Genomic DNA, 25,519 nt, shown 5'->3' with positions numbered 1-25,519 from the left:
AATGGCGAAGAATCTTTCTCTTTTCGAGCGCCGCCGCTCCCGTGTGCGGTATCAGCTCAAGAAGAAGTCCGCCGGGCGCCCGCGCCTCTCGGTGTTCCGCTCTTCCAAGCATATCTATGCTCAGGTTATTGACGACGTTAACGGTGTCACCGTTGCCGCCGCCTCGACCCTGGACAAGGATCTGCGGGAACAGCTGAAGACCGGCGCTGACCTCTCTGCTGCTGCTGCTGTCGGTAAGCTGGTGGCAGAGCGGGCCGTTAAGGCTGGCGTGAATGTTGTCGTGTTCGATCGTGGTGGTTACATCTACCACGGCCGGGTGAAAGCCCTGGCGGATGCGGCGCGCGAAGGCGGACTTTCGTTCTAAAGGATAGTCGAGATGGCACGTACCCCGACTGCTGAGCGCGAACCGAAGGATCGGCGCGACAAACGAGACCGCGCTTCCGAACGGGAGCGCGAGCGCGACGACGAGTTCGTTGATAAGCTCGTACATATTAACCGTGTTGCCAAAGTTGTGAAGGGTGGCCGTCGGTTCGCCTTCGCTGCTCTGGTTGTGGTGGGTGACTCCAAGGGTCGCGTCGGTTTCGGTACCGGCAAAGCCCGTGAAGTCCCGGAAGCCATTCGTAAGGCGACCGAACAGGCTAAGCGCCAGATGATTCGGGTTCCGCTGCGCGAAGGCCGCACCCTGCATCATGACGTGAACGGCCACTTCGGTGCCGGCCGCGTGCTGCTGCGTTCGGCTCCGGCCGGTACCGGCATCATCGCGGGTGGCCCGATGCGCGCCATCTTCGAAACCATGGGCGTTCAGGACGTGGTGGCAAAGTGCATTGGCACTGCCAACCCGTACAACATGATCAAGGCGACGTTTGACGCCCTGGTTAACCTGGAAAGCCCGCGCATGGTTGCGGCGAAGCGGAACAAGAAGGTTGGCGAAATCGTCAGCCGTCGTGAAGCCGCTGCCGGTGCCGTGGGCGCTGATGCGGCCAACGATGCCGCCTCTGCTGAATAAGGAGAGGAAGCATGGCTGAGAAGAACACTGTGACCGTTACTCAGGTGGGTTCCCCGATCGGCCGTCGTGCCGATCAGCGTGCCACCCTGATTGGTCTGGGCCTGAACAAGCTGCACCGCACCAGCACCCTGGAGGATACTCCGTCGGTGCGCGGCATGATTGCCAAGGTTGCTCACCTGCTGAAGGTCGAAGAGGCGTAATAGCCGACTTGGAAGAGCGGAGGATGTCCTCCGCTCTTCTGGGGTTTTATAGTAGGATCCTTCCAAATGAAACTGAACGAACTCCGTGATAACGCGGGCGCTACCAAGGCCCGCATCCGTGTCGGCCGTGGTATCGGCTCTGGCAAGGGCAAGACCGGTGGCCGTGGCGTCAAGGGTCAGAAGTCCCGTACCGGCGTTTCCATCAATGGCTTCGAAGGCGGGCAGATGCCCATCTATCGTCGTCTGCCGAAGCGCGGTTTCACCAACATTTTCCGTAAGGACTATGTCGGTGTGAACCTTGGCCGTATTCAGGCGTTCATCGATGCCGGCCGTCTCGACGTGTCCGCGACCATCGATGCTGAAGCTCTGGTGAAGGCCGGTGTGATCCGTCGCGCTAAGGACGGTGTCCGTCTGCTGGGCAACGGTGAGCTGAAGGTGAAGGCTGACTTTGAAGTCGCCGGTGCCTCCAAGCCGGCTCTTGAAGCGATTGAGAAGCTGGGCGGTAAGGTTACCGTTCTGGTTCCCTCCGCTGCTGCTGAAGCTGCTGCTGAGTAAACGTGATAATGAAGCGGCGGGCCATCAGGTCCGCCGTTTTATTTTGTGATCCTTTTGTCCCCGGAAGGGGATTTTTTTTTGGCTGTCACCATCGGGCACGGAAACCGTAGGCCGTTGATGTCCGCGAAGTGCACGGAATGTCATCCTGTCGACGCTAAAGGGTTGCCAGCGGAGACATCCGGGTATAAACGGTGTGATCTTCGGAAAGCCGTAGCCTGGGCAGAATTGTCTGGGCGGCGTGGCGTTTTGAAGATGTTGATGAATGTCCGCGTGGCAGCTCACCCGCTGCTGTCCATTTATAGACGGCCTTCCGGCCGTCCTGTCTGATCAGAACCGGAGTACCGCATGGCTTCCGCCGCCGAGCAGCTCGCCGCGAACCTGAACTGGGGAATGTTCGCCCAGGCCACAGAGTTGAAGAAGCGCATTTGGTTTACCCTGGGCGCCCTCATTGTCTACCGACTCGGAACCTATATTCCGTTGCCGGGGATTGACCCGCATGCCCTTGCCGATGTTTTCGCCCGCAACCGCGGCGGTATTCTCGGCATGTTCGATATGCTGGCCGGTGGTGCGCTCAGCCGTATGACCATCTTTGCCCTGAACATCATGCCGTACATTTCGGCCTCGATCATCATGCAGCTGATGACGACCATTGTGCCGTCAATGGAAGGCCTGAAGAAAGAAGGCGAGTCGGGCCGTAAGAAGATCAATCAGTATACCCGGTATCTGACTGTTCTGATCACCGTGCTACAGGCTTACTCGATTGCGGTCGGTCTGGAGACGATGACCAGCAGCGCCGGGTCTGTCGTGTTGGATCCAGGTCTGTTCTTCCGTTTTATCACGGTTGTGACCCTGACCGGCGGCACGCTGTTCCTGATGTGGCTTGGCGAGCAGATTACCGCGCGTGGTGTGGGGAATGGTACGTCCCTGATCATTTTCGCCGGGATCGTCGCCAACCTTCCGCACGCCCTTGCCTCGACGCTGGAACTGGGCCGGACCGGGGCGCTGCACCCGATTGTCATCGTCGCCCTTCTGCTGATGGCTGTCGGCGTGATCGCGTTCATCGTGTTCATGGAACGCGCCCAGCGGCGCATTCTGGTGCAGTATCCGAAGCGTCAGGTTGGCAATAAGATTTACGGCGGGGAGAGCACCCATCTTCCGCTGAAGATCAACACCTCCGGGGTGATCCCGCCGATTTTTGCGTCGTCGATCCTGTTGCTTCCGACGACCATCGCCAGCTTTACCGCCGGGCAGGGGCCGGGGTGGCTTCAGACCATCACCGCGTGGCTTGGCCATGGTCAGCCGCTGTACATTGCGATGTTTGTCGCTTTGATCGTTTTCTTCTCCTTCTTCTATACCGCTGTGGTGTTCAATCCGCATGACACCGCCGAAAACCTGAAGAAGCATGGCGGGTTCATTCCGGGGATCCGCCCGGGAAAGAACACTTCCGACTATCTTGACTACGTTCTGACCCGTCTGACGGTGATCGGTGCGGCCTATCTGGTGTTTATTTCGGTCCTGCCGGAAATCCTGATCAGCCGCCTCAGTGTCCCGTTCTACTTTGGCGGAACCAGTCTGCTGATTGTTGTGACCGTCACGATGGACACCGTGGCGCAGATTCAGTCGCACCTGTTGGCCCATCAGTACGAAGGGCTGATCAAGAAAGCAAAACTCAAGGGGAAGCGTGGATAAGATGAAGGGGAAACGCCTGATATTCATGGGCCCGCCCGGAGGAGGGAAGGGAACCCAGGCGCAGCGTTTGCAGGAAAAGTATGGCATCGTCCAACTTTCCACCGGCGATATGCTGCGTGCCGCCATTGCCGCCGGGACTGAAACCGGCAAGAAAGCCAAGGCTGTAATGGATGCCGGGAAGCTGGTCTCTGATGACATTGTCATCGGAATCATCGCCGACCGCCTTGGCGATGAGGACACCCGGAATGGGTTCATCCTCGACGGCTTTCCGCGCACTGTGGCGCAGGCCGAGGCTCTTGATGTCCTTCTCAAGGACCGGGACCTTGCTCTGGATGCGGTGATTGAGCTGCGTGTTCCCGATTCGCTTCTGGTCGAGCGGATCACGGGGCGTTTCACCTGTGCCAAGTGCGGCCAAGGTTACCACGACTCGTTCAAGACGCCGTCTGTTGACGGTGTCTGCGACTCCTGCGGTGGCACTGAATTTAAGCGTCGCGCCGATGATAATGCTGAGACGGTGACGAGCCGACTCGAGGCTTATCACGCTCAGACAGCACCGCTGCTGCCGTATTATGAGGCGCAGAAGCTTCTTCATGTGGTCGATGGCACCCGTGACATCGATGTTGTAACGGGCGATCTGGAAACTATTCTGGGATCGTGACCGGGGACCGGCCGCTTTCCAGTGTGTCTGGATAGCGGCTTCCCTTTGATCCGATGGCTTTTTTCAGTTCGGTCTGAGGACGGACAGGGAAAAAGGACTCGGTCAGACCGTTCCCGGACAGAGGTCCGGAGCGGAAGCTCCCGCAAAGAGCTGCTTTTGTTTTGGGGCAGGCGTTGACTCAGGGTGCGGAATGCATATAATCGCGCACCTTCCGAGTTTCCCATCCGGGCTTGTCCCTGTGGATGATCACCTATGGCGGTCTAGCGTACCGCTGCGACATTGAGGAGTACGGGCTTTGGCGCGTATCGCTGGCGTTAACATTCCGAGCAATAAGCGCGTGCTTATTGCGCTTACCTATATCTATGGCATCGGGCCGAAGCACGCTCAGGATATCTGCAGCTCCCTCGGGTTTGCTGACAGCATCCGCGTGAACCAGCTGTCCGATGAAGACGTCCTGCGTCTGCGCGAGCTGATTGACCGTGATTACAAGGTGGAAGGTGACCTCCGCCGTGAAGTTGCGATGAACATTAAGCGCCTGATGGATCTGGGTTGCTACCGTGGTCTGCGTCACCGTAAGGGCCTGCCGGTCCGTGGTCAGCGCACCCACACCAACGCCCGTACCCGCAAGGGCCCTGCCAAGCCGATCGCTGGCAAGAAGAAGTAATCAGGTAAGGAAGGCTATCGGCAATGGCTAAGGCTGCTGCAGCTCGTCCGCGTCGTCGCGAGCGCAAGAATATCACCTCCGGCATCGCTCATGTGAATGCCACCTTTAACAACACCATCATCACCATCACCGACGTGCAGGGGAATGCTATCTCCTGGTCGTCCGCTGGGATGCAGGGCTTCAAGGGTTCGCGTAAGTCGACCCCGTACGCTGCTCAGGTTGCTGCTGAAGACGCCGGCCGTAAGGCCGCCGAACACGGCATGCGGACTCTGGAAGTGGAAGTCTGCGGTCCGGGCTCTGGTCGTGAATCCGCTCTGCGCGCTTTGCAGTCCGTCGGCTTCACCATCACCTCGATCCGTGATGTGACCTCGATCCCGCACAACGGTTGCCGTCCGCGCAAGCGTCGTCGCGTTTGATCCTACAGGCCGTATACCTGGAACCGCCGCCCCGGATATCAGTCCGGGGCAAGGCGGTTTTGGCGTGATGTCCATTCGGTTTGTTGCTTGACCCAGGTTTGTTTCAGGCCTGCCGTATCCGTCAGGGTCTATCTGCACCGTTCTGTTGACCGTGCCCGGATAGTTCCCCTGATGGACAGTAAGACCGCGTGTTGACCCGCTTCAGGTCCGGCTTTCAGGACCCAAGAGAGTACACAGATCCCTCTTCCAACCGGGGTATCTGTCAGTTGTTAAGGGGTGCCTGTTGCAGATGTCGTCCCCGGGTGCGTGCCCGGTGACAGACCCCGGCTGAATGCCAATACCGGAATTTGCGGATTCTATCCCGCTGAAACTGTGTAATGATCGGCCAGTACCGCAACACTGCCCCGGACCAGATGGTGGTCTCGCCTGACGCCATTATGGTCAGTTTTCGATTAGGCCCCGTTAAGCAAGAGGGTGCGCCCGTGATCCAGAAGAACTGGCAGGAACTGATCAAACCGTCCAAGCTGAACGTGGAGCCCGGCGGAGACCCGGCCCGTTCTGCCACTGTGGTTGCCGAACCGCTGGAACGCGGCTTTGGTATGACCCTCGGTAACGCGCTGCGTCGCGTGTTGCTGTCGTCCCTGCAGGGTGCTGCCGTGACGGCCATCCATATCGAAGGCGTTCTGCACGAGTTCTCGTCCGTCGCGGGCGTCCGTGAAGATGTCACCGATATCATTCTGAACGTGAAGACCCTGGCTCTGCGTATGCACGGCGAAGGTCCGAAGCGGATGACGCTGAAGGCCACCGGCCCGGGTGCCGTCACTGCCGGTCAGATCGAATCCAGCGCTGATATCGAAGTGCTGAACCCGGATCTGGTGATCTGTCATCTCGACACCAACGCCAGCTTCAACATGGAACTGACCGTCAACACCGGTAAGGGCTATGTCGCCGCCAGCGCCAACCGTCCGGAAGATGCGCCGATCGGTCTGATTCCGGTCGACTCGATCTTCGCGCCGGTGCGCCGTGTGTCGTACCGCGTTGAGAACGCCCGCGTCGGTCAGGTCACTGACTATGACAAGCTGGTGATGAACGTTGAAACCAACGGTGCCGTCACCCCGGAAGACGCCGTTGCCCTCGCCGCCCGTATTCTTCAGGATCAGCTGCAACTCTTCATCAACTTCGAAGAGCCGCAGGCTGCCAGCGAAGAGCGCAAGGACGACGATCTGCCGTTCAACAAGAACCTGCTGCGCAAGGTCGATGAACTGGAACTGTCGGTCCGTTCGGCGAACTGCCTGAAGAACGACAACATCATCTACATCGGCGATCTGGTGCAGAAGACCGAAGCCGAAATGCTGCGGACCCCGAACTTTGGCCGTAAGTCTCTGAACGAGATCAAGGAAGTTCTGGCGCACATGGGCCTGCACCTCGGGATGGATATTCCGAACTGGCCGCCGGAAAACATTGAAGATCTGGCCAAGAAGCTGGAAGAGCCGTACTAAGCTCTTCCGGATCTGGCGACAGTCGAGAAAAGCGGTGGAGGCAACTCTGCCGCTTTTTCTTTTGAGGTTAAAAGCCGGGGGCTCCGTCGAAAGCAGTTGCTTTTCCCCGGGGGCACGGATAGAACTGCGCCTTCATTTCAGGGGCCTTGGCCCCGGCTCTGGTCTGCACCGCCCTGTCCATCCGGACGACGGCGGGATCAGAGATGTTCTATCGGCTCCGTGCGCGGGGCCAAGACAGGAAAGGTAAGCACCATGCGTCATGGTATGTCCGGCCGTAAGCTGAACCGTACGTCTTCCCACCGTAAGGCTCTGTTCTCCAATCTGGCGGCTGCTCTGATCACCCACGAGCAGATCAAGACCACCCTGCCGAAGGCGAAGGACCTGCGTCCGGTCGTCGAGAAGCTGATCACCCTCGGCAAGCGTGGCGATCTGCACGCCCGCCGTCAGGCTGCTGCCATGCTGCGTGACGACGCTGTCGTGCGTAAGCTGTTTTCTGTCATCGCTGACCGCTACAAGGACCGTCAGGGTGGTTACACCCGCGTTCTGAAGGCCGGTTTCCGTTATGGCGACGCCGCCCCGATGGCCATGATCGAGCTGGTCGAGCGCGATCTGTCCGCCAAGGGCGCTTCTGACAAGGCCCGCGTCGCCGCTGAGCGCGCTGCTGAAGAAGCCGCTGGCGAATAAGTCAGGCTGTCGGTCCTTCCGGACTGATGACTGAGACGGTAAAAGGGGCGGCCCCACGGGGCTGCCCCTCTTGCATTTGTTCCCCACCCCGGCGCACTCTGAGCCGGGTCTGACCTTGCCGGAGAGTATGTGATGCCTCAGAACCGACTGACCTGTACCCAGTCCGTGTTGTCTGCCGTTGACCTGAAGGTCCCTCTGGCCGCGATTCATGCCGATCTGGTGTCTGTGGCCGGGGCTGCCTTGCAGGACTGCAAGACCCAGATCCGCGTTGCCGATGCGGTGATGGTGGGGGATGGGACCGGTCCGCAGGATGTCCTGCATCTGGATCTTGGGCTGCTGACCGGGCGGTCGCCGGAAGTCCTGACGGCGGTCGGGCAGGCTGCGGTGGCCCATCTGCGGGCAGCCCTGCCGGGGTCTCTGGCCGCGGTTCAGGTGTCGGTCCGGGTGGTGGAAATGGATCGGGCCACTTATTTTAAGGGCTGATTGTTGTGCCGGGTGACCGGCACTCTCTGTGATGTCTGCTGTGAGGTCTGAGAATGGTGGATCGGAGTCATCGACGCATGTCCGCAACAACGGCGCGCGGGTTGGCCGGGCTGGCTCTGGCGGCGGTCTTGGCTGCGGTATCGGTTCCGGGGGCTATGGCGACAGAGAAGCAGCCGCCGCAGTCCCGGGGGGAGATGGCGCTGAGCTTTGCCCCGGTGGTCAAGCGCACCGCCCCGGCCGTGGTCAACATTTACACCAAGAAGGTTGTGGTCCGTCAGGCGGTGTCACCGATGATGAATGACCCGTTCTTCCGCCGGTTTTTTGGCGATGAGTTTGCCGGGCGGATGGGGATGCCGCAGAAGCGCATCCAGAATTCCCTTGGCTCGGGCGTGATTGTGCGGGCGGATGGCATCATCCTGACCAACAACCATGTCATCAAAGATGCCGATCAGATCACGGTTGTACTGTCGGATCGTCGCGAGGCTGAGGCCAAGGTGGTCGGCGTTGATGAGCGCACCGATCTGGCGGTCCTGAAACTGGTGGAGCCGCTGGGGAACCTGCCGGTGCTGGAGTTCAGCGACTCCGATCAGCTGGAAGTGGGGGATCTGGTTCTGGCGATCGGCAATCCGTTCGGGGTCGGCCAGACCGTGACCAGCGGGATTGTCTCGGCACTGGCCCGCACCTCGGTGGGGATTTCGGATTTCCGCTCTTTCATCCAGACTGATGCCGCGATCAACCCGGGGAATTCCGGTGGGGCGCTGGTGACGGCTGAGGGGAAGCTGGCGGGAATCAACACAGCGATCTACAGCCGCGATGGCGGCAATGTGGGCATCGGTTTTGCCATTCCGGCCAATATGGTCCGCACCACGCTGAACGGTATTCTGGAGACCGGGAAGGCCGTGCATCCGTGGCTGGGGGCGTCAGGGCAGCCGGTGGATCAGGAGGTGGCGGCATCCCTTGGGCTGGACCGTCCGGGTGGGGTGCTGATCAACCATGTGGTGGCGGGCAGCCCGGCGGCCCGGGCCGGATTGCAGAGCGGTGATGTCATCCTGTCGTTTAACGGCAAGGATCTGTCGGATGTGCAGGCGCTGCGCTATCTGGTCGCCTCCTCGGAAAGCGGTCGGCCCGCCCGGCTGGGTGTGCTGCGCGAGGGCCGCCTCCGGGATGTGGAAATTGTGATGGTGCAGGCCCCGGAAAATCCATCCCGCGATGTGACGGAAGTGGACGGCCGGACGCCGCTGACCGGCACCCGTCTGGCCAACCTGAATCCGGCGCTGGCGGAAGAGCTGGGCATGGACTATCAGGGGCCGCAGGTGGTGCTGATGGCGGTCAACCGCAATGGCTTTGCCGCCCAGCTGGGATTTGAACCGGGTGATATTCTGGTGGCGATCAACGGCACCAAGGTCGGCTCGGTCAAGGAAGCGATCGGCCTGTTGCAGGGGCCGCCGCGCTCCCAGTGGCTGGTCTCGGTGATCCGCGACGGTCAGGTCATGAACATCCGGGTTGGGTAATGGTCGGTCTGTTTGAACAGATGGCGCCGAGGCCGCTGGCTGACCGTCTTCGCCCGCAGTCGCTGGCGGAGGTGGTCGGGCAGGGGCATCTGCTGGCGGCGGATGCGCCGCTGGGGCGGATGCTGGCGGCCCGGCGCCTGAGTTCAATCCTGCTGTGGGGGCCGCCGGGCTGTGGCAAGACCACCATCGCCCGGTTGCTGGCCGCCCATACCGACCTGCATTTTGAGCCGCTGTCGGCGGTGTTCTCCGGTGTCGCCGACCTGCGGAAGGTCTTTGAATCGGCCCGGCAGCGGCGGCAGGCCGGGCGGGGTACGCTGCTGTTTATCGACGAGATCCACCGCTTCAACCGCAGCCAGCAGGATGGCTTCCTGCCCTATGTGGAAGATGGGACGGTGGTTCTGGTCGGGGCAACCACCGAGAACCCGAGCTTTGAGCTGAATGCGGCGCTGCTGTCGCGTTGCCGGGTTCTGGTCCTCAACCGGCTGGACGATGCGGCGCTGGAACTGTTGCTGCGGCGGGTGGAGCAGCTGACCGGCCGCCGTCTGCCGCTGGAGGATGAGGCGCGGGCGGCGCTGCGGGCGATGGCCGATGGCGATGGCCGCTATCTGCTGGGGCTGGCCGATGAGGTGGTCAATGCCACGGCGGAAGGGGACGCCCGGCTGGATACGGCGGCGCTGGCGTCTCTGGTGCAGCGCCGGGCCCCGGTTTATGACAAGGACCGCGAGGGGCATTACAACCTGATCTCGGCCCTGCACAAGTCGTTGCGCGGCTCCGATACCGATGCCGCCCTGTACTGGTGCGCGCGGATGCTGGAAGGCGGAGAGGATGCCGCCTATATCCTGCGCCGCCTGACCCGGTTTGCGGTGGAGGATATCGGGCTGGCCGATCCCGGGGCGCTGACCCAGTCAATCGCGGCGTGGGAGGCCTATGACCGGCTGGGCAGCCCGGAAGGCGATCTGGCGGTGATGCAGCTGGTGATCTATCTCGGCACCGCGCCAAAGTCCAATGCGGGCTATGTGGCGGCCAAGGCGGCGCGGCGCAGTGCCAAATCCACCGGGTCGCTGATGCCGCCGATGCATATCCTGAATGCCCCGACCAAGATGATGAAGGATCTGGGGTATAATAAAGGCTATGCCTATGATCACGATGCGCCGGACGGATTCTCCGGCCAGAACTATTTCCCCGACGGTCTGCCGCGTCAGCGGTTCTACGATCCGCCGGAGCGGGGATTTGAACGGGATCTGCGCAAGCGGATAGAGTATTGGGACCGTCTGCGGCTGAAGCGTCAGGCGGCGGCACAGGATGGGGGGGACGGATGAATCCGGTGCTGATTGCGGCGGTGGCGGTTGGCGGGGCCCTGGGGTCGGTGGCCCGTTATCTGACGGTGGTGGCCGCCGGGCGGTGGTTCGGCAGTGCCTTTCCGTGGGGAACGCTGGCGGTCAATCTGATCGGCTCGCTGGTGATGGGCATTCTGGCGGAACTGGCGGCGCAGCGGCTGTCGTTCCCGGAGCCATGGCGGGTGTTCCTGTTTGTCGGAATTCTGGGTGGGTTCACCACCTTTTCGTCGTTTTCCCTCGATGTGGTGACGCTGATCAACCGCAATCTGGGGCTGGCTTTCGTCTATGTGGCCGGAACCCTGCTGCTGGGAATCGGGGCGCTGTTTCTGGGGCTGGCTCTGGTCCGCTGGGGCCTGAAGATCTGAGAGTTTATCCGGCACCGTGCCGGAGTGAAGGAATGGTGAGATTATGGCTGTGGAACTGATTACCGTCGCCGCCGACGAGGCCGACCTGCGGCTGGACCGCTGGTTCAAGCGGCGCTACCCCGGTCTGGGGCATGGCAAGCTGGAAAAGCTGCTGCGCACCGGGCAGGTGCGGGTGGATGGCAAGCGCGTGAAGGCGGGGGACCGGGTGGAACCGGGGCAGGTGATCCGGGTGCCGCCGATGGGCGATACCTCGGAAGAAAGCCGTCCGCAGCCGGAACGCAAGCGGGCCCCGCGCTTCAATCCGGAAGATGAGGCGATGATCCGCGATTGCGTGATCTACCGCGATCAGGATGTGATCGTTCTGAACAAGCCGCCGGGGCTGGCGACGCAGGGGGGCACCAACACCTTCCTGCACGTCGATGCGCTGCTGGATGCCCTGAAATTTGAGTCCGAGGAACGGCCGCGTCTGGTCCACCGTCTGGATAAGGACACGTCCGGGGTGCTGCTGCTGGGCCGCACCGCCAATGCCGCTGCGGCGCTGGCCAAGTCCTTCAAATCGCGGGAAGCCCGCAAGGTCTACTGGGCGCTGGTGATGGGCGTGCCGGATCCGCGCGCCGGGACCATCAAGGCACCGATCGCCAAGATGGAGCATGCCGGATCGGAAAAGATGGAAGTGAATGTCGAGGAAGGCCAGACCGCCATCACCGACTTCCGCACCGTTGATAATGCCGGCCGGCGGGTGGCGTGGGTCCATTTTGAACCCCGCACCGGGCGCACCCATCAGCTGCGCGTACACTCCGCCTATCTGGGCACCCCGATTGTCGGCGACGGCAAATACGGCGGGGCGGAAGCACACCTGCACGGTGAAGGGATCTCGCGGAAACTGCACCTGCACGCGCGGGCGATTATTCTGCCGCATCCGGGGGGCGGAACCCTGCGGGTGATTGCGCCGCTGCCGGAGCATATGGCCCGCAGCTTCGAGTTCTTTGACTTTGACGAGTCGGAAGAGCGCGACCCCTTCGCCCGCCCGGCAGGCTGACCGGGCCCGGGGCGTTCCCGGCCGCCAGCGTGGCGGCACGGGACCGGGAGCGCCCCCGGTTTTTTGGAAACAGGGCATTTTCTGTACCCAACCGGACTCCCCTGAACCGGAAAATGCCCTCACCGAACGGAGAGAACCGATGAGTGAGCCGCTGCGGCTGGTGCTGTGGGATGTGGACGGGACGCTGGTCGATACCCAGCACATTATTGTGCAGGCCTTCACCATGGCCTGTCAGGCCCTGTCGGTGACGCCGCCGTCTGCGGCGGTCATCCGGTCCGGGGTCGGTCTGTCGCTGGTCGAGTCGGTGGCGCATGCCCTGCCGGATCTGTCCCCGGAGACCCATGCCCGGCTGGCGGGGGCCTATAAGGATGCCTATATCACCCTGCATGCGCAGCCGGATTACAGCGAGGATCTGTTTCCCGGGGCGCGGCAGGTGCTGGAGGATCTGGAACAGGCGGGCTATCTGCTGGGCATTGCCACCGGCAAGGCGCGGCGTGGCGCTGACCGCTTCATTGCCCATCACGGGTTTGAAGGCCGGTTCGTGACCATCCATTCGGCGGACGAAGGCCCGGGCAAACCCCACCCGCGCATGTGTCTTGATGCCCTGCGGGAAACCGGGGTTGAGGCCGCCAATGCGGTGATGATCGGCGATACCACCTTTGACATCCGCATGGCGCGGGCGGCCAGAATGCAGGCCATCGGCGTGTCGTGGGGCAATCACGATCCGGCGCTGCTGCACGAGGCCGGGGCCAGCCATGTGATCGACAGCTTTGATCCGCTGCTGGAGATCGTCGGCCGTCTGACGGCCTGATCCGGCTCCGCCGGACGATCTTCCGCACGGTCAGTCTGTTTCCGGGCGGGCCACCTGAAGGGTGATGGCGCTGCGCCGCCCGTCGGCATCCACCACACTCAGGCGGGAAAAGCCGCTGCTGTCCGGCTGCCAGAACGTGGCCCCCATCGGCAGCGGAACCCCGTTGGCCACCCAGCGCAAGGGCGGGCGGCCCCCGGCGGCTTTCAGGGCAATGCCGTCTTCCAGTGGTTCCACCGTGCTGCCATCGGGCGGGAACAGGATCCGCAGCCGTTCCCGGGTGGCGGTGGGGGCCGGTTCCGCCGGATCGGTGCCGAGAACCCGCAGCGCCACCGGTGGCTGGCTGCGGAACAGGGCATGGTCCGGATCCCGTGGCGGGCGGCGCGGGCCACGGTCCGGCGGCAGCAGGTCAAACACCCGGAACAGCAGCGGGGCTGCGGCGGTGCGGCCCATCTGGCCGGGGCGGCCACTGCCGTCAGCCCGGCCCACCCACACCGCCACCGTGTAATCGGCGGAGGCCCCGATGGTCCAGGCATCGCGGAACCCAAACGAGGTGCCGGTCTTGAAGCCGATCCGGCGGTCCCGGGCCACCGCCAGTCCCCCGGCCACGCCATCCGGCAACGGGCTGCCCTCCAGCACCGTCATCACCGCATGGGCGGCGGCTTCGCCGACCAACCGGTACGGCTGGCCCGGCGGCGCATCGGCGGTCAGGCGCAGCGGAGAGATCAGTCCGCCATCGGCCAGCCCGGCATAGAGTTTTGCCAGATCCATCAGCCGGATCCCGACTCCACCAAGGGCTACCGGCAATCCGGGGTCATCGCTGCCGGGGAACACCAGATTGGCCCCGGCCATGCCCATCAGGGCGGCAAAGCGCACCGGCCCGACCTGTTCCAGCGCCAGCACCGCCGGAATGTTCAGGGACCGTTGCAGCGCTTCCCGCGCCGTGACCTGCCCATGGAAATCCTGATCGAAGTTATTCGGCATCCAGCTGCCGAAGCGTTCCGGGGCATCGGGAATGATGGTGCCGGGGTGCAGCGACAGATCATCAAACGCCAGCGCATAGATAAACGGCTTCAGGGCGGATCCGGGGGAGCGGACTGCCATCGACAGATCCAGCTTGCGCTGCCGCCAGTCGCCGCTGCCAAGGTGGGCGATCACCCGGTGGCTTTGGGTCTCGACCACCACCACCGCCAGATCGGCGTCGCCGTTCAGGCGGGACAGGGTGGTGCGGCCCAGCTCCTCCAGCCGCTGTTGCAGCGGGCCGTTCAGGGTGGTGCGGATGACGGTGCCCGCTGCGGCCTCCGGTGGCAGGGCGGCGGCCAGCCGTTCGGTCAGATGGGGGGCCAGCATCGGCATCGGCCGCTGCACCACCGGCACCGGCTCAGCCATGGCAGACGCCACCACCTCCGCCGCCAGCAGGCCATGGTCAACCGCCCGCCGCAGGATGCGGTTGCGGGCGGCGCGGGCGGCTTCCGGGTTGCGGTCCGGGCGCAGCCGTTCCGGCGACTGCGGCAGGGCCACCAGCAGCGCGGCTTCCGCCGGGCTCAGGCTGTGCGGGGCTTTGCCGAACCATGCCTGTGTGGCGGCGGTGACCCCTTCCAGCGGCCCGCCGAACGGGGCGAGGGTCAGGTACATCCGCAGCACGCCGCCGGTGCCGAAGCGGGCCTGAAGCTGCACGGCGCGCAGGGCCTCTTCCAGCTTGGCGGAGAGGGTGCGCGGTTTGGGGGACAGCAGGCGGGCGGTCTGCATGGTCAGGGTGGAGGCCCCGGACACCACCCGCTGATGGAGTGCCAGCTGCCCGGCGGCCCGCAGCACGGCGGCGGGGTCAACGCCCGGGTGCCAGCCAAAGCGCCGGTCCTCGGTCATCCGCAGCAGGGCGAGGTACAGCGGGTCCACATCCTCCGGCCCGGTTTCCAGCCGCCACAGGCCGTCTGCGGTGGCAAAGGGGCGCAGCAGACGGCCTTCGGCATCGGTGACCCGCACCGATCTTCCGGTCCAGCGGGTCAGGTCCGGGGGCATCAGGGCATCCAGCCCCGCCGCCGCCCCCAGCAACAGGGCGGCGGCGAGACCGGTTTTCAGCAGCAGGCGCAACCGCAGACGGATCACTCGGCGATCACCACCGTGTTCAGGGCGGTCCGGGCCTTCAGCTGCGGCTGATACATATGCTCCACCGTGGCGGCGGGCAGGGTGAAGGTGCCCGGGGTGACCGCCCGCACCACATAGGCGGCCCGGAAGCGGTAGGTTTCACTGTCGTAATCGACCGAGGTGATCCCGTCCTCATCGGTGATGGTGCCGTAGGCGGGCAGGGACATCGCCATGACGAAACGGTCATCGCGGCCTTCCCGGATGTTGGCCTCGGTCAGGTCGCCCAGCCAGTCGTATCCGGCCTGATCCGGGCGCAGGGTGCCTTCGATTTCCCATCCGGACGGCAGCAGGTCGAGAACGGCATAATCCCCTTCGGTCTTGCCGGGGACCTCGCCGTCAATCACCACCACCACCCGGTCATTGCGGTGCAGGGTGGCCGGGTCAACCGGCTCCCCGGACAGGGTGTAGAAGGATTTGTTCAGGGTAATCCCCTGCTCCAGCGCCGGGAGCGGGGCGGAGGGTACCCCTTCCACCGACACCACCTGATAGACCACGGACTCGCCGGTGTTGGTGACGGTCAGCCCGGATGCCAGCCGCTCCGGCGGCACCGGAACCGAAACCGGATCACCGCCGCTGAGCGGAGTGCCATTGACGGTGACCGCCAGTTTTCCGCTGTTTTTGGCGATTTCGGCGGCGGCCAGCAGCATCCACGCCTTCACCTGCGTGGTGGTGTGGTCCGGGCGGGTATCGAAGGCGGCCGTGGTTGCCAGCACCGCCGGAACCTGCGTCCCGCGTCCGGCTGCCGCCAGTTTGGCCGCCACGGCGTAGGTATCCCGCAGCGCACCGCCATAGGGGGTGATCAGCGCGCGCTGATCGGCGGTCAGGTTGGACAGGGCCTTGCCGCCCTTCAGCAGGGTTTCCACCCGGTTCAGCTCGGTCAGGCTGCGCCGGGCGTGATCGAAGGCCGAGGTGGCGCGGGCGCGGTCCCCGGCGGCTTCCAGTGCCATGCCCAGATCGGCGAGGGCCACCGGGCTTTTCGGCAGCGCCGAGTCGTGCTGATAGCGCAGGCTGCTGATATCGGCCTGACCGCCGCGGGCCAGAATGGCGGCGGCATAGGCCCTGGCGTCCTTGCGGTCGGACAGGATGCCGGTCTGCATCCAGCGCCGCCCGGAGGACAGGGTGGCCGGGGGCACATCAAACCCCTTGTCCGCCGCCCGGGTCAGGAAATCGAGGGCGAACACGGAGATCCAGTCATCGGCCTCGGTCGACCAGCTCCCCCACATCCCGAAGTTTCCGTCCGGGCGCTGCATGGAGACCAGACGGTCGATGGCGGTCTGAACCCGCATCTCGATCCCCTGATCCTGCCGGGTCCCGGTCAGCAGGGCGATATCATTGAAATACAGCAGCGGCAGGGCGCGGCTGGTGGTCTGCTCCAGACAGCCGAAGGGGTAGCGGTCCAGCCAGCGCAGCAGGCCGGGCACATCCAGCCCCTGCCAGCGCGACAGGCTGAGGGCGACCGAGCCGGTTCCCGGCAGCATGCCATCCAGCACCGCCGGGGTCAGGGTTTCCGACTGGCCGGGGTGCAGGGCAACGGTGGTCTGCACGGTCTGCGGCAACTGGGGCGGCCGGATCTGAATCGGCCACGACCGGTCAACGGAGAAACCGCCGGGGCCGGACACGGCGAGGGAGACGGTCCCCAGCCCGCTGGCCCCACCGCTCAGGGGGACGGTGAACACCTCCCGCTTGCCCGCCGTCAGGGGGACGCTGCGGTCTTCCTTCAGGCCGGAAACGGCATCGCTGCCGGTCAGCCGGACCTGATAGTCGCCGTCGGCGCCGTCAATGTTGTGCAGCAGCACGGTGGCATGGCCGACATCCCCGGGGGCGAGGAAGCGCGGCAGAATCACTTCAGCCACCAGCGGGTCGCGCACGGTCAGGCGGGCCTCGGCGGACCCGACCTTGCGGGCGTCGAAGGCGACGGCCATCAGCCGCAGTTCTCCCTGAAAATCGGGGATATCCAGCGGGATGCTGGCAGTGCCATCGGCCCCCACCGCCACCACGCCGGAAAACAGCGCGACGGTGCGGGTCGGCACCACATCCAGCCCCTTGCCGCCGAACCCGTCCCCGCCCTGATCCTGCGACTGAGCGGCTTCGTTGCGGATCAGGCGGCCATAGTCATCGCGCATGTCCACCCCCAGCCGCCGCTTGGACAGGTAATGCGCGGCGGGGGACGGCGACGGAAAGCGGGTGAGTTGCAGGATGCCCTGATCGACGGCGGCCAGTGTCACAAAGGCCTTATCGCCGCCGGTGATGGTCACCGGCACGGTCAGGGTCTGGCGGGGGGTGATCCGGTCGGGGGCCTTGATCGAAACCCCAAGGGTCCGCTGCGCCGGGTCAAGGCCCAGCCAGGCCACGCCGACCGCCCGCACCGGGGCGTGATCGGCCTTGGTGGTCAGCGGGCGGTACAGGGTGACCAGCGCGTAGGCCCCGGCCCCCCAGTCGGCCTGAAGGGTGACCGGAATGTCGGTGCCCCCGGCCGGAACCGACAGGGTCCGGGTTTCATGGATCCGTTCGTTGGCGATCACCACCTGCGCTTCTCCGGCAAACTCGGACTCAATGCGCAGGCGGACGGTTTCCCCCACCGTGGTGGCGGGCTTGTCAATTGCCACCTTCAGGCGGTCAGGGCGGTCGGCGGCGGAGGTGCCGTACCAGCCGCCGGTGAAGCGGACCGAGGTCATGGCCCCGGACGCGTCATCCCGCACCAGCAGGCGGTAGCCGCCCCACTGGATGGCCTGCCGCAGGACGGCCGGGGCATCGGGGCCCGCCGACAGGGTGCCGGAGGTCAGTTCCTGTTCCCGCTCGATGCGTTCATAGCGCCACTGGTTGTCCCGCCGGAACCACTGCCAGGTCGAGCGGTCACGGAACAGCTGATATTTCAGGGCCGGGGCGGCCACCGGCTCCCCGGTTTCGTTGACGGCGATCACATCAAAGGCGGCGTCCTGCCCTTCGCGGACGCTGCCGTCAAAATGGGGGCGGATGCCGATGCTCAGTGGCCGCAGGGCCACCGGCAGATAAAGGTGGTCACTGGTCGGGCGGCCACCGGGTTCACGGATGGCAACCCGGAGGTCGGCCCGCAGCGGACGGGTGGAGGTGACGGCCTGCGGCACGCTGCCGGTGATGGCGGTGCGCCCGGCGCTGTCGGTGTCGGCCACCTCCAGATCGGTGCGGCTGCTGTCGAAGCGCTCGTCCGGAATCCCCCACAGGAAGCCCTTGTGGCGCGGGTAGGGGTTGGGATCGGGTTCCAGCGTCAGGTCAGCCTCGCCGCCAAGTTCGGCGGCCACGGCCCCGTAGAGGAAGCGGGCTTCGACCGGGATCGACAGACTGTCCCCCGGGTGCAGCACCTTGGGGCGGTCGCCGATGGTCAGGCCCAGCCGCTGCGGCACAAAGTCCTGCACGTCAAAGCTGATCCGCCCGACCGCCGGGCCTTCGGGGTCGATGGTGGCGACGGCTTCCCACAGGCCCCGGCTGGCGCTGGCGGGCAGCGGGATTGACAGGGCGGCAGCCCCCCGGCCCTGATCGGTGACGGTGAAGCGGCGGTATTCCTTCCCATCCGGGCGCAGGATCTTGATCACCGCGCTGCGGCCTTCCAGCGCCGTCACATCCGGGTCACGCAGCAGGGTTGTCAACTGAACGGTTTCGCCGGGGCGGTAGATCCCGCGTTCGGTATAGAGGAAGGCATCAACCGGCCCGGCCGGAGCCCGGCCATCAACGCCCCGGTCGGACAGATCGAAGGCCGGGCGGCGCAGGTCGAGGAAGGTGAAATCCCCGTCCGGGCCATAGGCCATCACCATCACCGGATGGCTGCCGCCTTCGCCGCGCATCAGCCCGGCCGGGAACCGGGCCTTGCCGTCGGCATCGGTGGTGACGGTTGCCAGTTCATCATTGTTGCGGGCGATCAGGCTCAGGCGCACCCCGGAAGACGGCTTGGCCGAACCGAGGGAACGGACCGTCAGGGTCAGGCCGTCGGCCCCGTCGAAGGAGGTGACGCCAAGATCAGACTGCACCACCCATTGCATGGCCTTGCGGGCACCGTAAGAATAGCCCCCGTCGTCTTCGTCCTGTGCGTCGCGGGCATTGCCGGCCAGCACGATATAGGCCCCGGGTTCCGGCTTGCCGATGGCCTCGGCCAGCGGGAACAGGCTGGTGACGGCGGTGTTGCGCGGCCCTTTGACCGGCATCGTGCCTTTCCAGACCAGCCGTCCGGTCTCGTTCTGGAACTCAGAGACGCTGTAGGACCAGGCGGTCCGCTCGTCGAGCAGGTCGCTGCGCATCTGCGACAGCAGGCGGTCGCCGACCCGGATCACCTTGATCTCCAGGGTGTCGACGTTGACGGTGGTGACCGGCAGCCCGTCGGCGGTTTCCCGTGGCAGGATGAAGCCGGACCCGAGGGCGACTGAGGGGGCACGGTCCCCGAAACTGAGGGGGAGTGCGGTGGATTCGCTGAGTTTCTCGCCTTTGGCCCCGGGCAGACCGGCCTTCAGCTCCAGCGTATAGTCGGCCCCGAAGCGCAGACCGGACAGGCACAGGCGGCTGCCATCCACCCGCACCACCGGGCGCAGGCCGGACGGCAGGGACAGATAATCGGTGTAACGGGTCGCCCCGGTGGCATCCAGCGGGGCGGAGAACAGCAGGCAGGCTTCCGGGGTGTCGGTCCCGGTTTCAATCAGGGTGCGACGGTACCGCAGCTCTCCGGCGGGGACGGCTTCCGCCTCGGTGTGCAGCGCCGTTCCGGCGGGCTGGACTTCGCCGGGTCTGGCCGGGGCCGCAGGCTGGGGGGTGGTTTTCGGCGCGGCCGCTGTGACAGCCGCCACCACCGGGGGCGTTGCCGCCGGGGCAGGCAGGCGGGGGGCCCCGTAAAACCCGGCAACCCCGGCCCCGATGGTGATGGCTGTGGCAAGGCCGATAACAAGCCGCTGCATGGTCTGACCCCTCATCGCGTTGTCCGCTGCTGTCGCACCCTGCGCCTGTAAGCGGGGTGAGGCAACGGAAATTTCTGCCGGTTTTCCGGCTGGCCGTGACGCCGCCGGATCGGGCCGGAGGACCCTTTTTTCTTAGGAGACACAAAGCGTTCTGCCGTCGCAAAACCGCCATTTTCTTCGGTTGAAAATGCCCTTTAACACGCCGGATCCGGGCTGTCTGTGATGGCGGGGGGATGCAATCCCCCGGGTGTGGTATAAGATAAACCGTGAATGCTCTGGGTTCAGATAAAGAAGGGGATCAGACATGCGTCCGATGACCGTGATCAAGGCCGTGGGAGGACTTCTCATCGCCTTGGTGCTGGCAGCCGTCGCTATTCTGCTGACGCTGGATGTCAACCGTTACAAGGGGACGATTCAGGAGGAAGTGCAGCGGCTGACCGGCCGGAAGCTGGTTCTGGAAGGGGACCTCAGCCTGTCGGTCGGGCTGACGCCGAAGCTGATCATCAACAAGGCCCGGTTCGCGAATGCCGCCTGGGGCAGCCGCCCCGATATGGTGACGGTGGAACGGGTTGAGGCGGCGATTGAGCTGATGCCCGCCCTGCATGGCGACATCCGCCTGACCCGCGTCGTGCTGATCAAACCGGATATCCTGCTGGAAACCGACCGCAAGGGCACCGCCAACTGGGATCTGGGCGGGGAGGCTGTTGCTGTGGCCGCCCCTGCGGCGACCCCGGCAGGAGGGACCGCCCCCGCTCCGGCCCCGGCTGTGGTCCCGGCTCCGGGCAAGACGACGGTCCCCTTCGTCGGGGCGCTGGATATTGAGAAAGCGCATATCACCCTGAAGGATGCCGCCAAGGGCACCACCACCACCTTTGATTTTGATGTGCTGACCCTGTCGGCCGCCTCTCCCGCCGCGCCGCTGGCGCTGACGGTCAAGGGGGCCTACAACGCCATTCCCTATCAGGTGGCGGGCACGCTCGGGCCGCTTCAGTCGCTGCTGGGGGCGGCGTCGGCACCGTTCCCGGTCTCGCTGAAGGGGGATTTCGGCGGGGTTGCGCTGTCGGCGGACGGGGCCATCAAGGATCCGAAGGCGGTGCAGGGGGTGGAGCTGAAGGTCAGCATCAAGGCTGACAGCTACGCCGGACTGAAGGGGCTGGTGCCGTCGGACGGCGTGCCGCCGGTGACCCTGACCGGGGATCTCAGCGGTGGCGGATCGGCGTGGAAGATTGCCGGGCTGAATGCCACCGTGGCCAAAACCGCCCTGACCGGGGCGGTGGCGGTGAACACCGCCGGGGCCCGCCCGAAGATTGATGCCACCCTGAAGTCGCCGTCGGTGGATCTGCGGGAGTGGCTGGGGGCGACGGAAACAGTTCCCCCGGCTCCGTCGAAGGGCGGCAAGCCGTCGCAGCCCTCCACTCCGCCCGGCGGGCAGGCCAAAAAGGTGTTCCCGTCCGATCCGCTGCATCTCGATGCCCTGCGCACGGTGGATGCCCGGGCAGACCTTCAGGTTGCCCGCCTGACCCTGCCCAACAGCATGGTGCTGGAAGCCGTTGCGGTGCAGGGAGGGCTGGACAATGGCCGCCTGAAGCTGACCCCGGCGCAGGCGAAAGTCGGCGATGGGATCGTTGCTGTGGCGCTGGACCTGACGGCGGCCCCGGCCGGATCGGCAGGCATCTCCGCCCTGACGGCGGAGGTGAAGCTGGATAAGGTCAGCCTTGGCCGCCTGTTCGAGCAGGCCGGAAAGGGCGATCTGCTGTCGGCGGTGCCGACCAATGGCACCATCACCGCCAAGGGGCAGGGCGCTTCGGTGGCGGCGGTGCTGGCATCGCTGGATGGGGCGGTCAACCTCTCCATGGGGCAGGGGCGGATCCATAATTCGGTCATTGACTGGATCGGCGGTGATATCTTCGCCCAGCTGGGCGAAGCGCTGGACCCGTCCAGCCAGCGCCCGCCCTATACCGAACTCAGCTGTGGCGAAATCCACATGAAGTCGGCCAAGGGGCTGATGGACTGGAACAAGCAGATCGCTTTTGAGACCACCCGGATGAACGTGGTGTCCTCCGGGTCGCTGAATCTGGGCACGGAAGGGCTGGACGTCGGCGTGCAGCCCTATACCAAGAACGGAGTCGGCCTGAGTGCGGGCAAACTGGCGGAGCTGCTGCGCCTTCAGGGCACGCTGGGCCAGCCGCGGGTCGGCATTGATGCGGCGGCGGCGATCGGGGCGGTGGCCTCGGTCGGGGCGGCTGCGGCCACCGGTGGCCTGTCCACCGTGGTCGGGGCGCTGATCGGCGGGGCCACCGCCGATACCGCGCCCTGTGCCACGGCGCGGGGCGAAAAGAGCAAAGGCGGCGCATCGCAGAATTCTTCTTCCCAGAGCGGGACTCAACCGGCTAAACAGGCGCCGTCAGGGCCTGCGGGCGTTCTGAACGGGATTGGCGGTCTGTTTAAATCGAACTGAGCCGGGGTGGAGACACCACTGGAATCAGATCCAAACCCGGGCAGGACCCTCCTGCCCGGGTTTTCTGTTCTGTCTGCCCCCTTCCGCTCAGGATCCGGCGGGGCTTTAGCGTTCACGGGAGAAGAGTGATGGCATCGCAGGCTCCGCGCCGCTTCTGGAAAGAGGTCAGTGTTGTCGAAGGGGGCTCCGGCCTGTTCACCGTGGCGCTGGACGGGCGGACCCTGAAGACCCCCGGCAAGCGCGATCTGGCGGTGGCGTCCCGCCCGCTGGCGCAGGCGGTGGCGGAGGAATGGGCGGCGGTCGATAAGACGGTTGATCCGTCGCTGATGCCGATGACCCAGCTGGTCAACACCATGATTGAACGGATCGGCGAGCAGCGGGCGGGCATCATCGATGAGCTGATGCGCTACGTCGATGCCGATGCCCTGTGCTACGAGGCGGCGGAGCCCGCCGATCTGGTGGCCCGCCAACAGGCGGAGTGGGGGGCGCTGCGGGGCTGGGTGGAAACCCGGCTGGCGGTTCTGCTGACCGTCACCTCCGGCCTGATGCCGCAGGACCAGTCCCCGGCGGTGCATGTGGCCCTGCGGCAGGCACTGGAGGCGATGGACGCCCCGACGCTGACCGCCTTTCAGGCGGTGGCCGGAGCGGTGGGGTCGTGGTGTGCGGCGCTGGGCTTTGTCTTTGGTTTCGGGGATGCCGGTCTGATTTTCCGGACGGCCCTGCTGGAGGAGCTGTTTCAGGCGGAACTGTGGGGGGAGGACTGGGAGGCGCAGGACCGCCGCGATGCGCTGTTGGCCGATCTGCTGGCAATTGAACGCTTTTTGACCCTCAGCCGTCAGGGTTAAGCCTGTCTGTGCCGGGGTGTGAACGTTTTCAGCGGGCAGGATCCCCGACTTTACCCCTGAAAATAGCCCTATTCTTTTAAATCAGAGCAATTTTTGCCGCGAAGCGGTATGCCTTTCTTCTGAAAATCCTCTAAGGTGGCGTCGATATTATAAAAGTTGAATGGACGGGTTATGATCACGCGCCGCCGTTTTCTGAGTCTGACGGGAGCAGCCGGTCTGAGCGGCCTGCTGCCCGGGGCTGTCGCCGGGGTGTCCCCCGTGCGGGCGGCGGGACGGCCCCTGCGGATCGGTTTCATCAATCCCGGCCGCAGTGATGAGGATTTCTGGGTCTCTGTCGGCAGGCTGATGGGCCATGCCGCCGCCCGGCTGGACATGACCCTGACCATGACGGTGTCGGAGCGCAGCCGCCGCCAGTACCTTCAGCAGGCGTCCGATCTGCTGCGGCACAGGCCTGATTATCTGATTGCGGTGAATGAGGAAGGCGTCGGCCCGGCGGTGGCGGAACTGGCCGAAGCCTCCGGTGTGCCGCTGTTCATGCTGCTGAATGCCATGCCCTTCACCGGCGGGAACCCCCGCATCGGTCAGCCCCGCTATCTCGGGGCCCTGCTGGCCGACAATGAGCAGGCCGGGTTTGTCTTGGCCAACCATCTGATCGGGGCCGCCCGGCGGCGGAAACCGGGCCGGTTTCTGCGTCTTCTGGCGCTGGACGGGGTGCAGGCGACCCCGGCCGCAGCTGACCGGGCCCGGGGGCTGGACCGGGCGTTGTCCCTGATGCCGGATGTGATGCTGCTGGACCGTCTGGAAGGGGAGTGGCGGCAGGACGTTGCCGAGCAGCGGCTGGAAGCGGCCCTGCGCCGGAATGCCGATGTCGATGTGATCTGGTGCGCCAACGATCCGATGGCGCTGGGGGCGGCAGCGGCGGTGATCCGGCGGGGGAGGGTTCCCGGCGAGGATGTGGTCATCGGCGGTTTCAACGGCAGTGTGGCGGCGCAGGCGGCGATTGCCGCCGGGCGGATGGAAGTGTCGATGACCGGGCACCTGTTTGCCGGGGCCTTGGCGCTGGTGATGCTGCGGGACCACGCCGACGGCCTTGATTTCGCAGATGCGGGCGGGGCGGTGCAGTCGGTGGTGTTCGGTGCCCTTGACCGCCGCACCCTGCCGGACTGGCAGACCCGTCTGGATCCGGCCAACGCCGGACGTCTGGGGTTTGAACAGCTCCGTGCCGCCGGACCGGCGGGGCCGGGCCGCAAACCCTATCCGTTTGTCGTGTCCGGTTCGACGTTGTCCACCATTCCGGTGAGTTCGTAACCCGCCCTTACAGCCCTGCGGACGTGGCCTGCCACCACTGCCGGGCTTCGCGGGCCGTCCACGCCGGGCCATGGCCGGAGAACAGCAGGGTGTCCGGGGGAGCGATCTCCAGAAAACGTGTGATTGAGGCCGCCAGAGCCCGACTGTTGCCGCCGGGAAAGTCGCTGCGCCCGATGCCGCGCAGGAACAGGGTGTCGCCGGTGAAGGCAACCCCGTCGAACAGATAGCACACCCCGCCCGGCGTATGGCCGGGGGTGGCGATCGCCCGTGACCGGCCAACCGTGGTCAACTCCGGCTCACCGCTGAAGGCTTGGACGGACGGCACCGTCAGCGGGCGGCCCAGCAGCATCTGCCCCCATTGTGGGGCGGCGTCGATGATCGGCTGTTCATCGGTATGGGCGAAAACCGGGGCAGCGGTGGCGGCAGCAACGGCCTCCAGCCCGGCAATGTGGTCCGGGTGGGCATGGGTCAGCAGAATCGCCCGCACATCCCCGCCCAGATGATCCACCACCGCCAGAATATCCGCCGCTCCGTCGCCGGGGTCGAGAATGGCAATCGCGCCGCTGGGCCGGTGCCGCACGATGTAGCTGTTCTCCCGGTATGGCGGGGCGGTGACCACCGGGCAGACGTCATAGTCGCCGCAGGTCAGAACCGGGAGCGGGGCGGTGGGAGGGCTGGTGGTCATGGTGCGGGGTCCGTTGGGCTGGTCAGGTCCGGGGGCGGTGGCCGTACGGCCTGCCCGGGGGGCAGAAACGAAGACACCGCACCCTTGCCGCAGCTCCGGTCCGCCGGGGCGGTCAGGAACGGTACGGTAAGGAAGCGGGGTCTCGGATCGCGGGTCCCATCTGGGAGGACGGCCGGTTGATTTGTCAACTCTTGCCGGGTCCTCCTGCACACGCAATGACGGTACTGATCCGGCGGCATCGGGTCAAC

The 25,519-nt window shown here is 65.1% G+C and carries 22 protein-coding genes; 19 read left to right on the top strand and 3 right to left on the bottom strand.

Annotated features, from left to right (window positions below; genetic code table 11):
- The first annotated feature begins 1 nt into the window (after position 1).
- The 16 genes from rplR to FHS48_RS01525 all read left to right on the top strand — a co-directional run bounded on the left by rplR (position 2) and on the right by FHS48_RS01525 (position 12,917).
- Entirely contained in the window at positions 2-364 is a 363-nt protein-coding gene (rplR, locus tag FHS48_RS01600; RefSeq protein ID WP_184260574.1) for a 50S ribosomal protein L18, read from the top strand.
- Positions 365-376: 12 nt separating this feature from the next.
- On the top strand, positions 377-1,006 hold the full coding sequence (gene rpsE, locus FHS48_RS01595) for a 30S ribosomal protein S5 (RefSeq protein WP_184260571.1): 630 nt from the start codon (positions 377-379) through the stop codon (positions 1,004-1,006).
- An 11-nt stretch (positions 1,007-1,017) separates the two neighbouring features.
- Complete coding sequence (gene rpmD, locus FHS48_RS01590) at positions 1,018-1,206, top strand: 50S ribosomal protein L30 (RefSeq protein WP_184260569.1); 189 nt, start codon at positions 1,018-1,020, stop codon at positions 1,204-1,206.
- Between the two features lie 66 nt (positions 1,207-1,272).
- The gene (gene rplO, locus FHS48_RS01585) at positions 1,273-1,761 is read left to right on the top strand and encodes a 50S ribosomal protein L15 (protein WP_184260566.1); all 489 of its coding nucleotides are present in this window, start codon (positions 1,273-1,275) and stop codon (positions 1,759-1,761) included.
- A gap of 345 nt (positions 1,762-2,106) precedes the next feature.
- Positions 2,107-3,450 (top strand): preprotein translocase subunit SecY, encoded by a 1,344-nt coding sequence (secY, locus tag FHS48_RS01580; protein WP_184260563.1) that lies wholly within the window; start codon positions 2,107-2,109, stop codon positions 3,448-3,450.
- A gap of 1 nt (position 3,451) precedes the next feature.
- The gene (locus tag FHS48_RS01575; RefSeq protein ID WP_184261352.1) at positions 3,452-4,108 is read left to right on the top strand and encodes an adenylate kinase; all 657 of its coding nucleotides are present in this window, start codon (positions 3,452-3,454) and stop codon (positions 4,106-4,108) included.
- A 295-nt stretch (positions 4,109-4,403) separates the two neighbouring features.
- Positions 4,404-4,772: a 30S ribosomal protein S13 gene (rpsM, locus tag FHS48_RS01570; protein ID WP_184260559.1), complete on the top strand. Its 369-nt coding sequence runs from the start codon at positions 4,404-4,406 to the stop codon at positions 4,770-4,772.
- A 23-nt stretch (positions 4,773-4,795) separates the two neighbouring features.
- Positions 4,796-5,188: a 30S ribosomal protein S11 gene (rpsK, locus tag FHS48_RS01565; protein WP_184260556.1), complete on the top strand. Its 393-nt coding sequence runs from the start codon at positions 4,796-4,798 to the stop codon at positions 5,186-5,188.
- A gap of 482 nt (positions 5,189-5,670) precedes the next feature.
- Complete coding sequence (locus tag FHS48_RS01560; RefSeq protein ID WP_311769056.1) at positions 5,671-6,687, top strand: DNA-directed RNA polymerase subunit alpha; 1,017 nt, start codon at positions 5,671-5,673, stop codon at positions 6,685-6,687.
- Positions 6,688-6,939: 252 nt separating this feature from the next.
- Entirely contained in the window at positions 6,940-7,371 is a 432-nt protein-coding gene (gene rplQ, locus FHS48_RS01555; RefSeq protein ID WP_221443309.1) for a 50S ribosomal protein L17, read from the top strand.
- Between the two features lie 132 nt (positions 7,372-7,503).
- Positions 7,504-7,854 carry a 5-carboxymethyl-2-hydroxymuconate Delta-isomerase gene (locus FHS48_RS01550; protein WP_184260553.1) on the top strand — a complete coding sequence of 117 codons (351 nt, stop codon included), beginning with the start codon at positions 7,504-7,506 and terminating at the stop codon, positions 7,852-7,854.
- Positions 7,855-7,931: 77 nt separating this feature from the next.
- A complete protein-coding gene (locus FHS48_RS01545) occupies positions 7,932-9,365 on the top strand; it encodes a DegQ family serine endoprotease (protein WP_260402284.1) in 1,434 nt (477 codons plus the stop codon).
- Positions 9,365-10,684, top strand: a complete 1,320-nt coding sequence (locus FHS48_RS01540; protein WP_184260548.1) for a replication-associated recombination protein A — start codon at positions 9,365-9,367, stop codon at positions 10,682-10,684. The genes FHS48_RS01545 and FHS48_RS01540 overlap by 1 nt, the downstream gene beginning before the upstream one ends.
- Positions 10,681-11,067 (top strand): fluoride efflux transporter CrcB, encoded by a 387-nt coding sequence (gene crcB / locus FHS48_RS01535; RefSeq protein ID WP_184260546.1) that lies wholly within the window; start codon positions 10,681-10,683, stop codon positions 11,065-11,067. Before FHS48_RS01540 ends, crcB begins: the two co-directional genes overlap by 4 nt.
- A gap of 43 nt (positions 11,068-11,110) precedes the next feature.
- A complete protein-coding gene (locus FHS48_RS01530; RefSeq protein ID WP_184260543.1) occupies positions 11,111-12,106 on the top strand; it encodes an RluA family pseudouridine synthase in 996 nt (331 codons plus the stop codon).
- A 139-nt stretch (positions 12,107-12,245) separates the two neighbouring features.
- Positions 12,246-12,917, top strand: a complete 672-nt coding sequence (locus FHS48_RS01525) for an HAD-IA family hydrolase (protein WP_184260539.1) — start codon at positions 12,246-12,248, stop codon at positions 12,915-12,917.
- Between the two features lie 30 nt (positions 12,918-12,947).
- Here FHS48_RS01525 and pbpC read toward each other — a convergent pair whose 3' ends face one another.
- Positions 12,948-15,020, bottom strand: a complete 2,073-nt coding sequence (gene pbpC / locus FHS48_RS01520; RefSeq protein WP_311769055.1) for a penicillin-binding protein 1C — start codon at positions 15,018-15,020, stop codon at positions 12,948-12,950.
- On the bottom strand, positions 15,017-19,975 hold the full coding sequence (locus FHS48_RS01515; RefSeq protein WP_184260537.1) for an alpha-2-macroglobulin family protein: 4,959 nt from the start codon (positions 19,973-19,975) through the stop codon (positions 15,017-15,019). Before FHS48_RS01515 ends, pbpC begins: the two co-directional genes overlap by 4 nt.
- Before the next feature lie 304 nt (positions 19,976-20,279).
- On the opposite strand from FHS48_RS01515, the gene FHS48_RS01510 reads away from it, so the two are divergent.
- The 3 genes from FHS48_RS01510 to FHS48_RS01500 all read left to right on the top strand — a co-directional run bounded on the left by FHS48_RS01510 (position 20,280) and on the right by FHS48_RS01500 (position 24,586).
- A complete protein-coding gene (locus tag FHS48_RS01510) occupies positions 20,280-22,433 on the top strand; it encodes an AsmA family protein (protein WP_184260534.1) in 2,154 nt (717 codons plus the stop codon).
- 128 nt (positions 22,434-22,561) lie between these two features.
- Positions 22,562-23,278 carry an ATP12 family chaperone protein gene (locus tag FHS48_RS01505; protein WP_184260531.1) on the top strand — a complete coding sequence of 239 codons (717 nt, stop codon included), beginning with the start codon at positions 22,562-22,564 and terminating at the stop codon, positions 23,276-23,278.
- A 171-nt stretch (positions 23,279-23,449) separates the two neighbouring features.
- Positions 23,450-24,586 (top strand): ABC transporter substrate-binding protein, encoded by a 1,137-nt coding sequence (locus FHS48_RS01500; protein WP_184260528.1) that lies wholly within the window; start codon positions 23,450-23,452, stop codon positions 24,584-24,586.
- A 7-nt stretch (positions 24,587-24,593) separates the two neighbouring features.
- On the opposite strand, the gene FHS48_RS01495 is transcribed toward FHS48_RS01500, so the two are convergent.
- Positions 24,594-25,271 (bottom strand): MBL fold metallo-hydrolase, encoded by a 678-nt coding sequence (locus FHS48_RS01495; protein ID WP_184260525.1) that lies wholly within the window; start codon positions 25,269-25,271, stop codon positions 24,594-24,596.
- Between the last annotated feature and the right edge of the window lie 248 nt (positions 25,272-25,519).

The organism is Novispirillum itersonii, from assembly GCF_014205675.1.
Classification (GTDB): domain Bacteria; phylum Pseudomonadota; class Alphaproteobacteria; order Rhodospirillales; family Rhodospirillaceae; genus Novispirillum; species Novispirillum itersonii_A.
The sequence above is the reverse complement of the archived record's forward strand: the minus strand, read 5'-3'. Positions and strand labels throughout refer to the sequence as shown.

Bases quoted from the DNA above. Each gene is read 5' to 3' on its own strand.
- rplR (WP_184260574.1), top strand. From the start codon at position 2: ATGGCGAAGAATCTTTCTCTTTTCGAGCGCCGCCGCTCCCGTGTGCGG.
- rpsE (WP_184260571.1), top strand. From the start codon at position 377: ATGGCACGTACCCCGACTGCTGAGCGCGAACCGAAGGATCGGCGCGAC.
- rpmD (WP_184260569.1), top strand. From the start codon at position 1,018: ATGGCTGAGAAGAACACTGTGACCGTTACTCAGGTGGGTTCCCCGATC.
- rplO (WP_184260566.1), top strand. From the start codon at position 1,273: ATGAAACTGAACGAACTCCGTGATAACGCGGGCGCTACCAAGGCCCGC.
- secY (WP_184260563.1), top strand. From the start codon at position 2,107: ATGGCTTCCGCCGCCGAGCAGCTCGCCGCGAACCTGAACTGGGGAATG.
- FHS48_RS01575 (WP_184261352.1), top strand. From the start codon at position 3,452: ATGAAGGGGAAACGCCTGATATTCATGGGCCCGCCCGGAGGAGGGAAG.
- rpsK (WP_184260556.1), top strand. From the start codon at position 4,796: ATGGCTAAGGCTGCTGCAGCTCGTCCGCGTCGTCGCGAGCGCAAGAAT.
- rplQ (WP_221443309.1), top strand. From the start codon at position 6,940: ATGCGTCATGGTATGTCCGGCCGTAAGCTGAACCGTACGTCTTCCCAC.
- FHS48_RS01550 (WP_184260553.1), top strand. From the start codon at position 7,504: ATGCCTCAGAACCGACTGACCTGTACCCAGTCCGTGTTGTCTGCCGTT.
- FHS48_RS01545 (WP_260402284.1), top strand. From the start codon at position 7,932: ATGTCCGCAACAACGGCGCGCGGGTTGGCCGGGCTGGCTCTGGCGGCG.
- FHS48_RS01540 (WP_184260548.1), top strand. From the start codon at position 9,365: ATGGTCGGTCTGTTTGAACAGATGGCGCCGAGGCCGCTGGCTGACCGT.
- crcB (WP_184260546.1), top strand. From the start codon at position 10,681: ATGAATCCGGTGCTGATTGCGGCGGTGGCGGTTGGCGGGGCCCTGGGG.
- FHS48_RS01530 (WP_184260543.1), top strand. From the start codon at position 11,111: ATGGCTGTGGAACTGATTACCGTCGCCGCCGACGAGGCCGACCTGCGG.
- FHS48_RS01525 (WP_184260539.1), top strand. From the start codon at position 12,246: ATGAGTGAGCCGCTGCGGCTGGTGCTGTGGGATGTGGACGGGACGCTG.
- FHS48_RS01515 (WP_184260537.1), bottom strand. From the start codon at position 19,975: ATGCAGCGGCTTGTTATCGGCCTTGCCACAGCCATCACCATCGGGGCC.
- FHS48_RS01510 (WP_184260534.1), top strand. From the start codon at position 20,280: ATGCGTCCGATGACCGTGATCAAGGCCGTGGGAGGACTTCTCATCGCC.
- FHS48_RS01505 (WP_184260531.1), top strand. From the start codon at position 22,562: ATGGCATCGCAGGCTCCGCGCCGCTTCTGGAAAGAGGTCAGTGTTGTC.
- FHS48_RS01500 (WP_184260528.1), top strand. From the start codon at position 23,450: ATGATCACGCGCCGCCGTTTTCTGAGTCTGACGGGAGCAGCCGGTCTG.
- FHS48_RS01495 (WP_184260525.1), bottom strand. From the start codon at position 25,271: ATGACCACCAGCCCTCCCACCGCCCCGCTCCCGGTTCTGACCTGCGGC.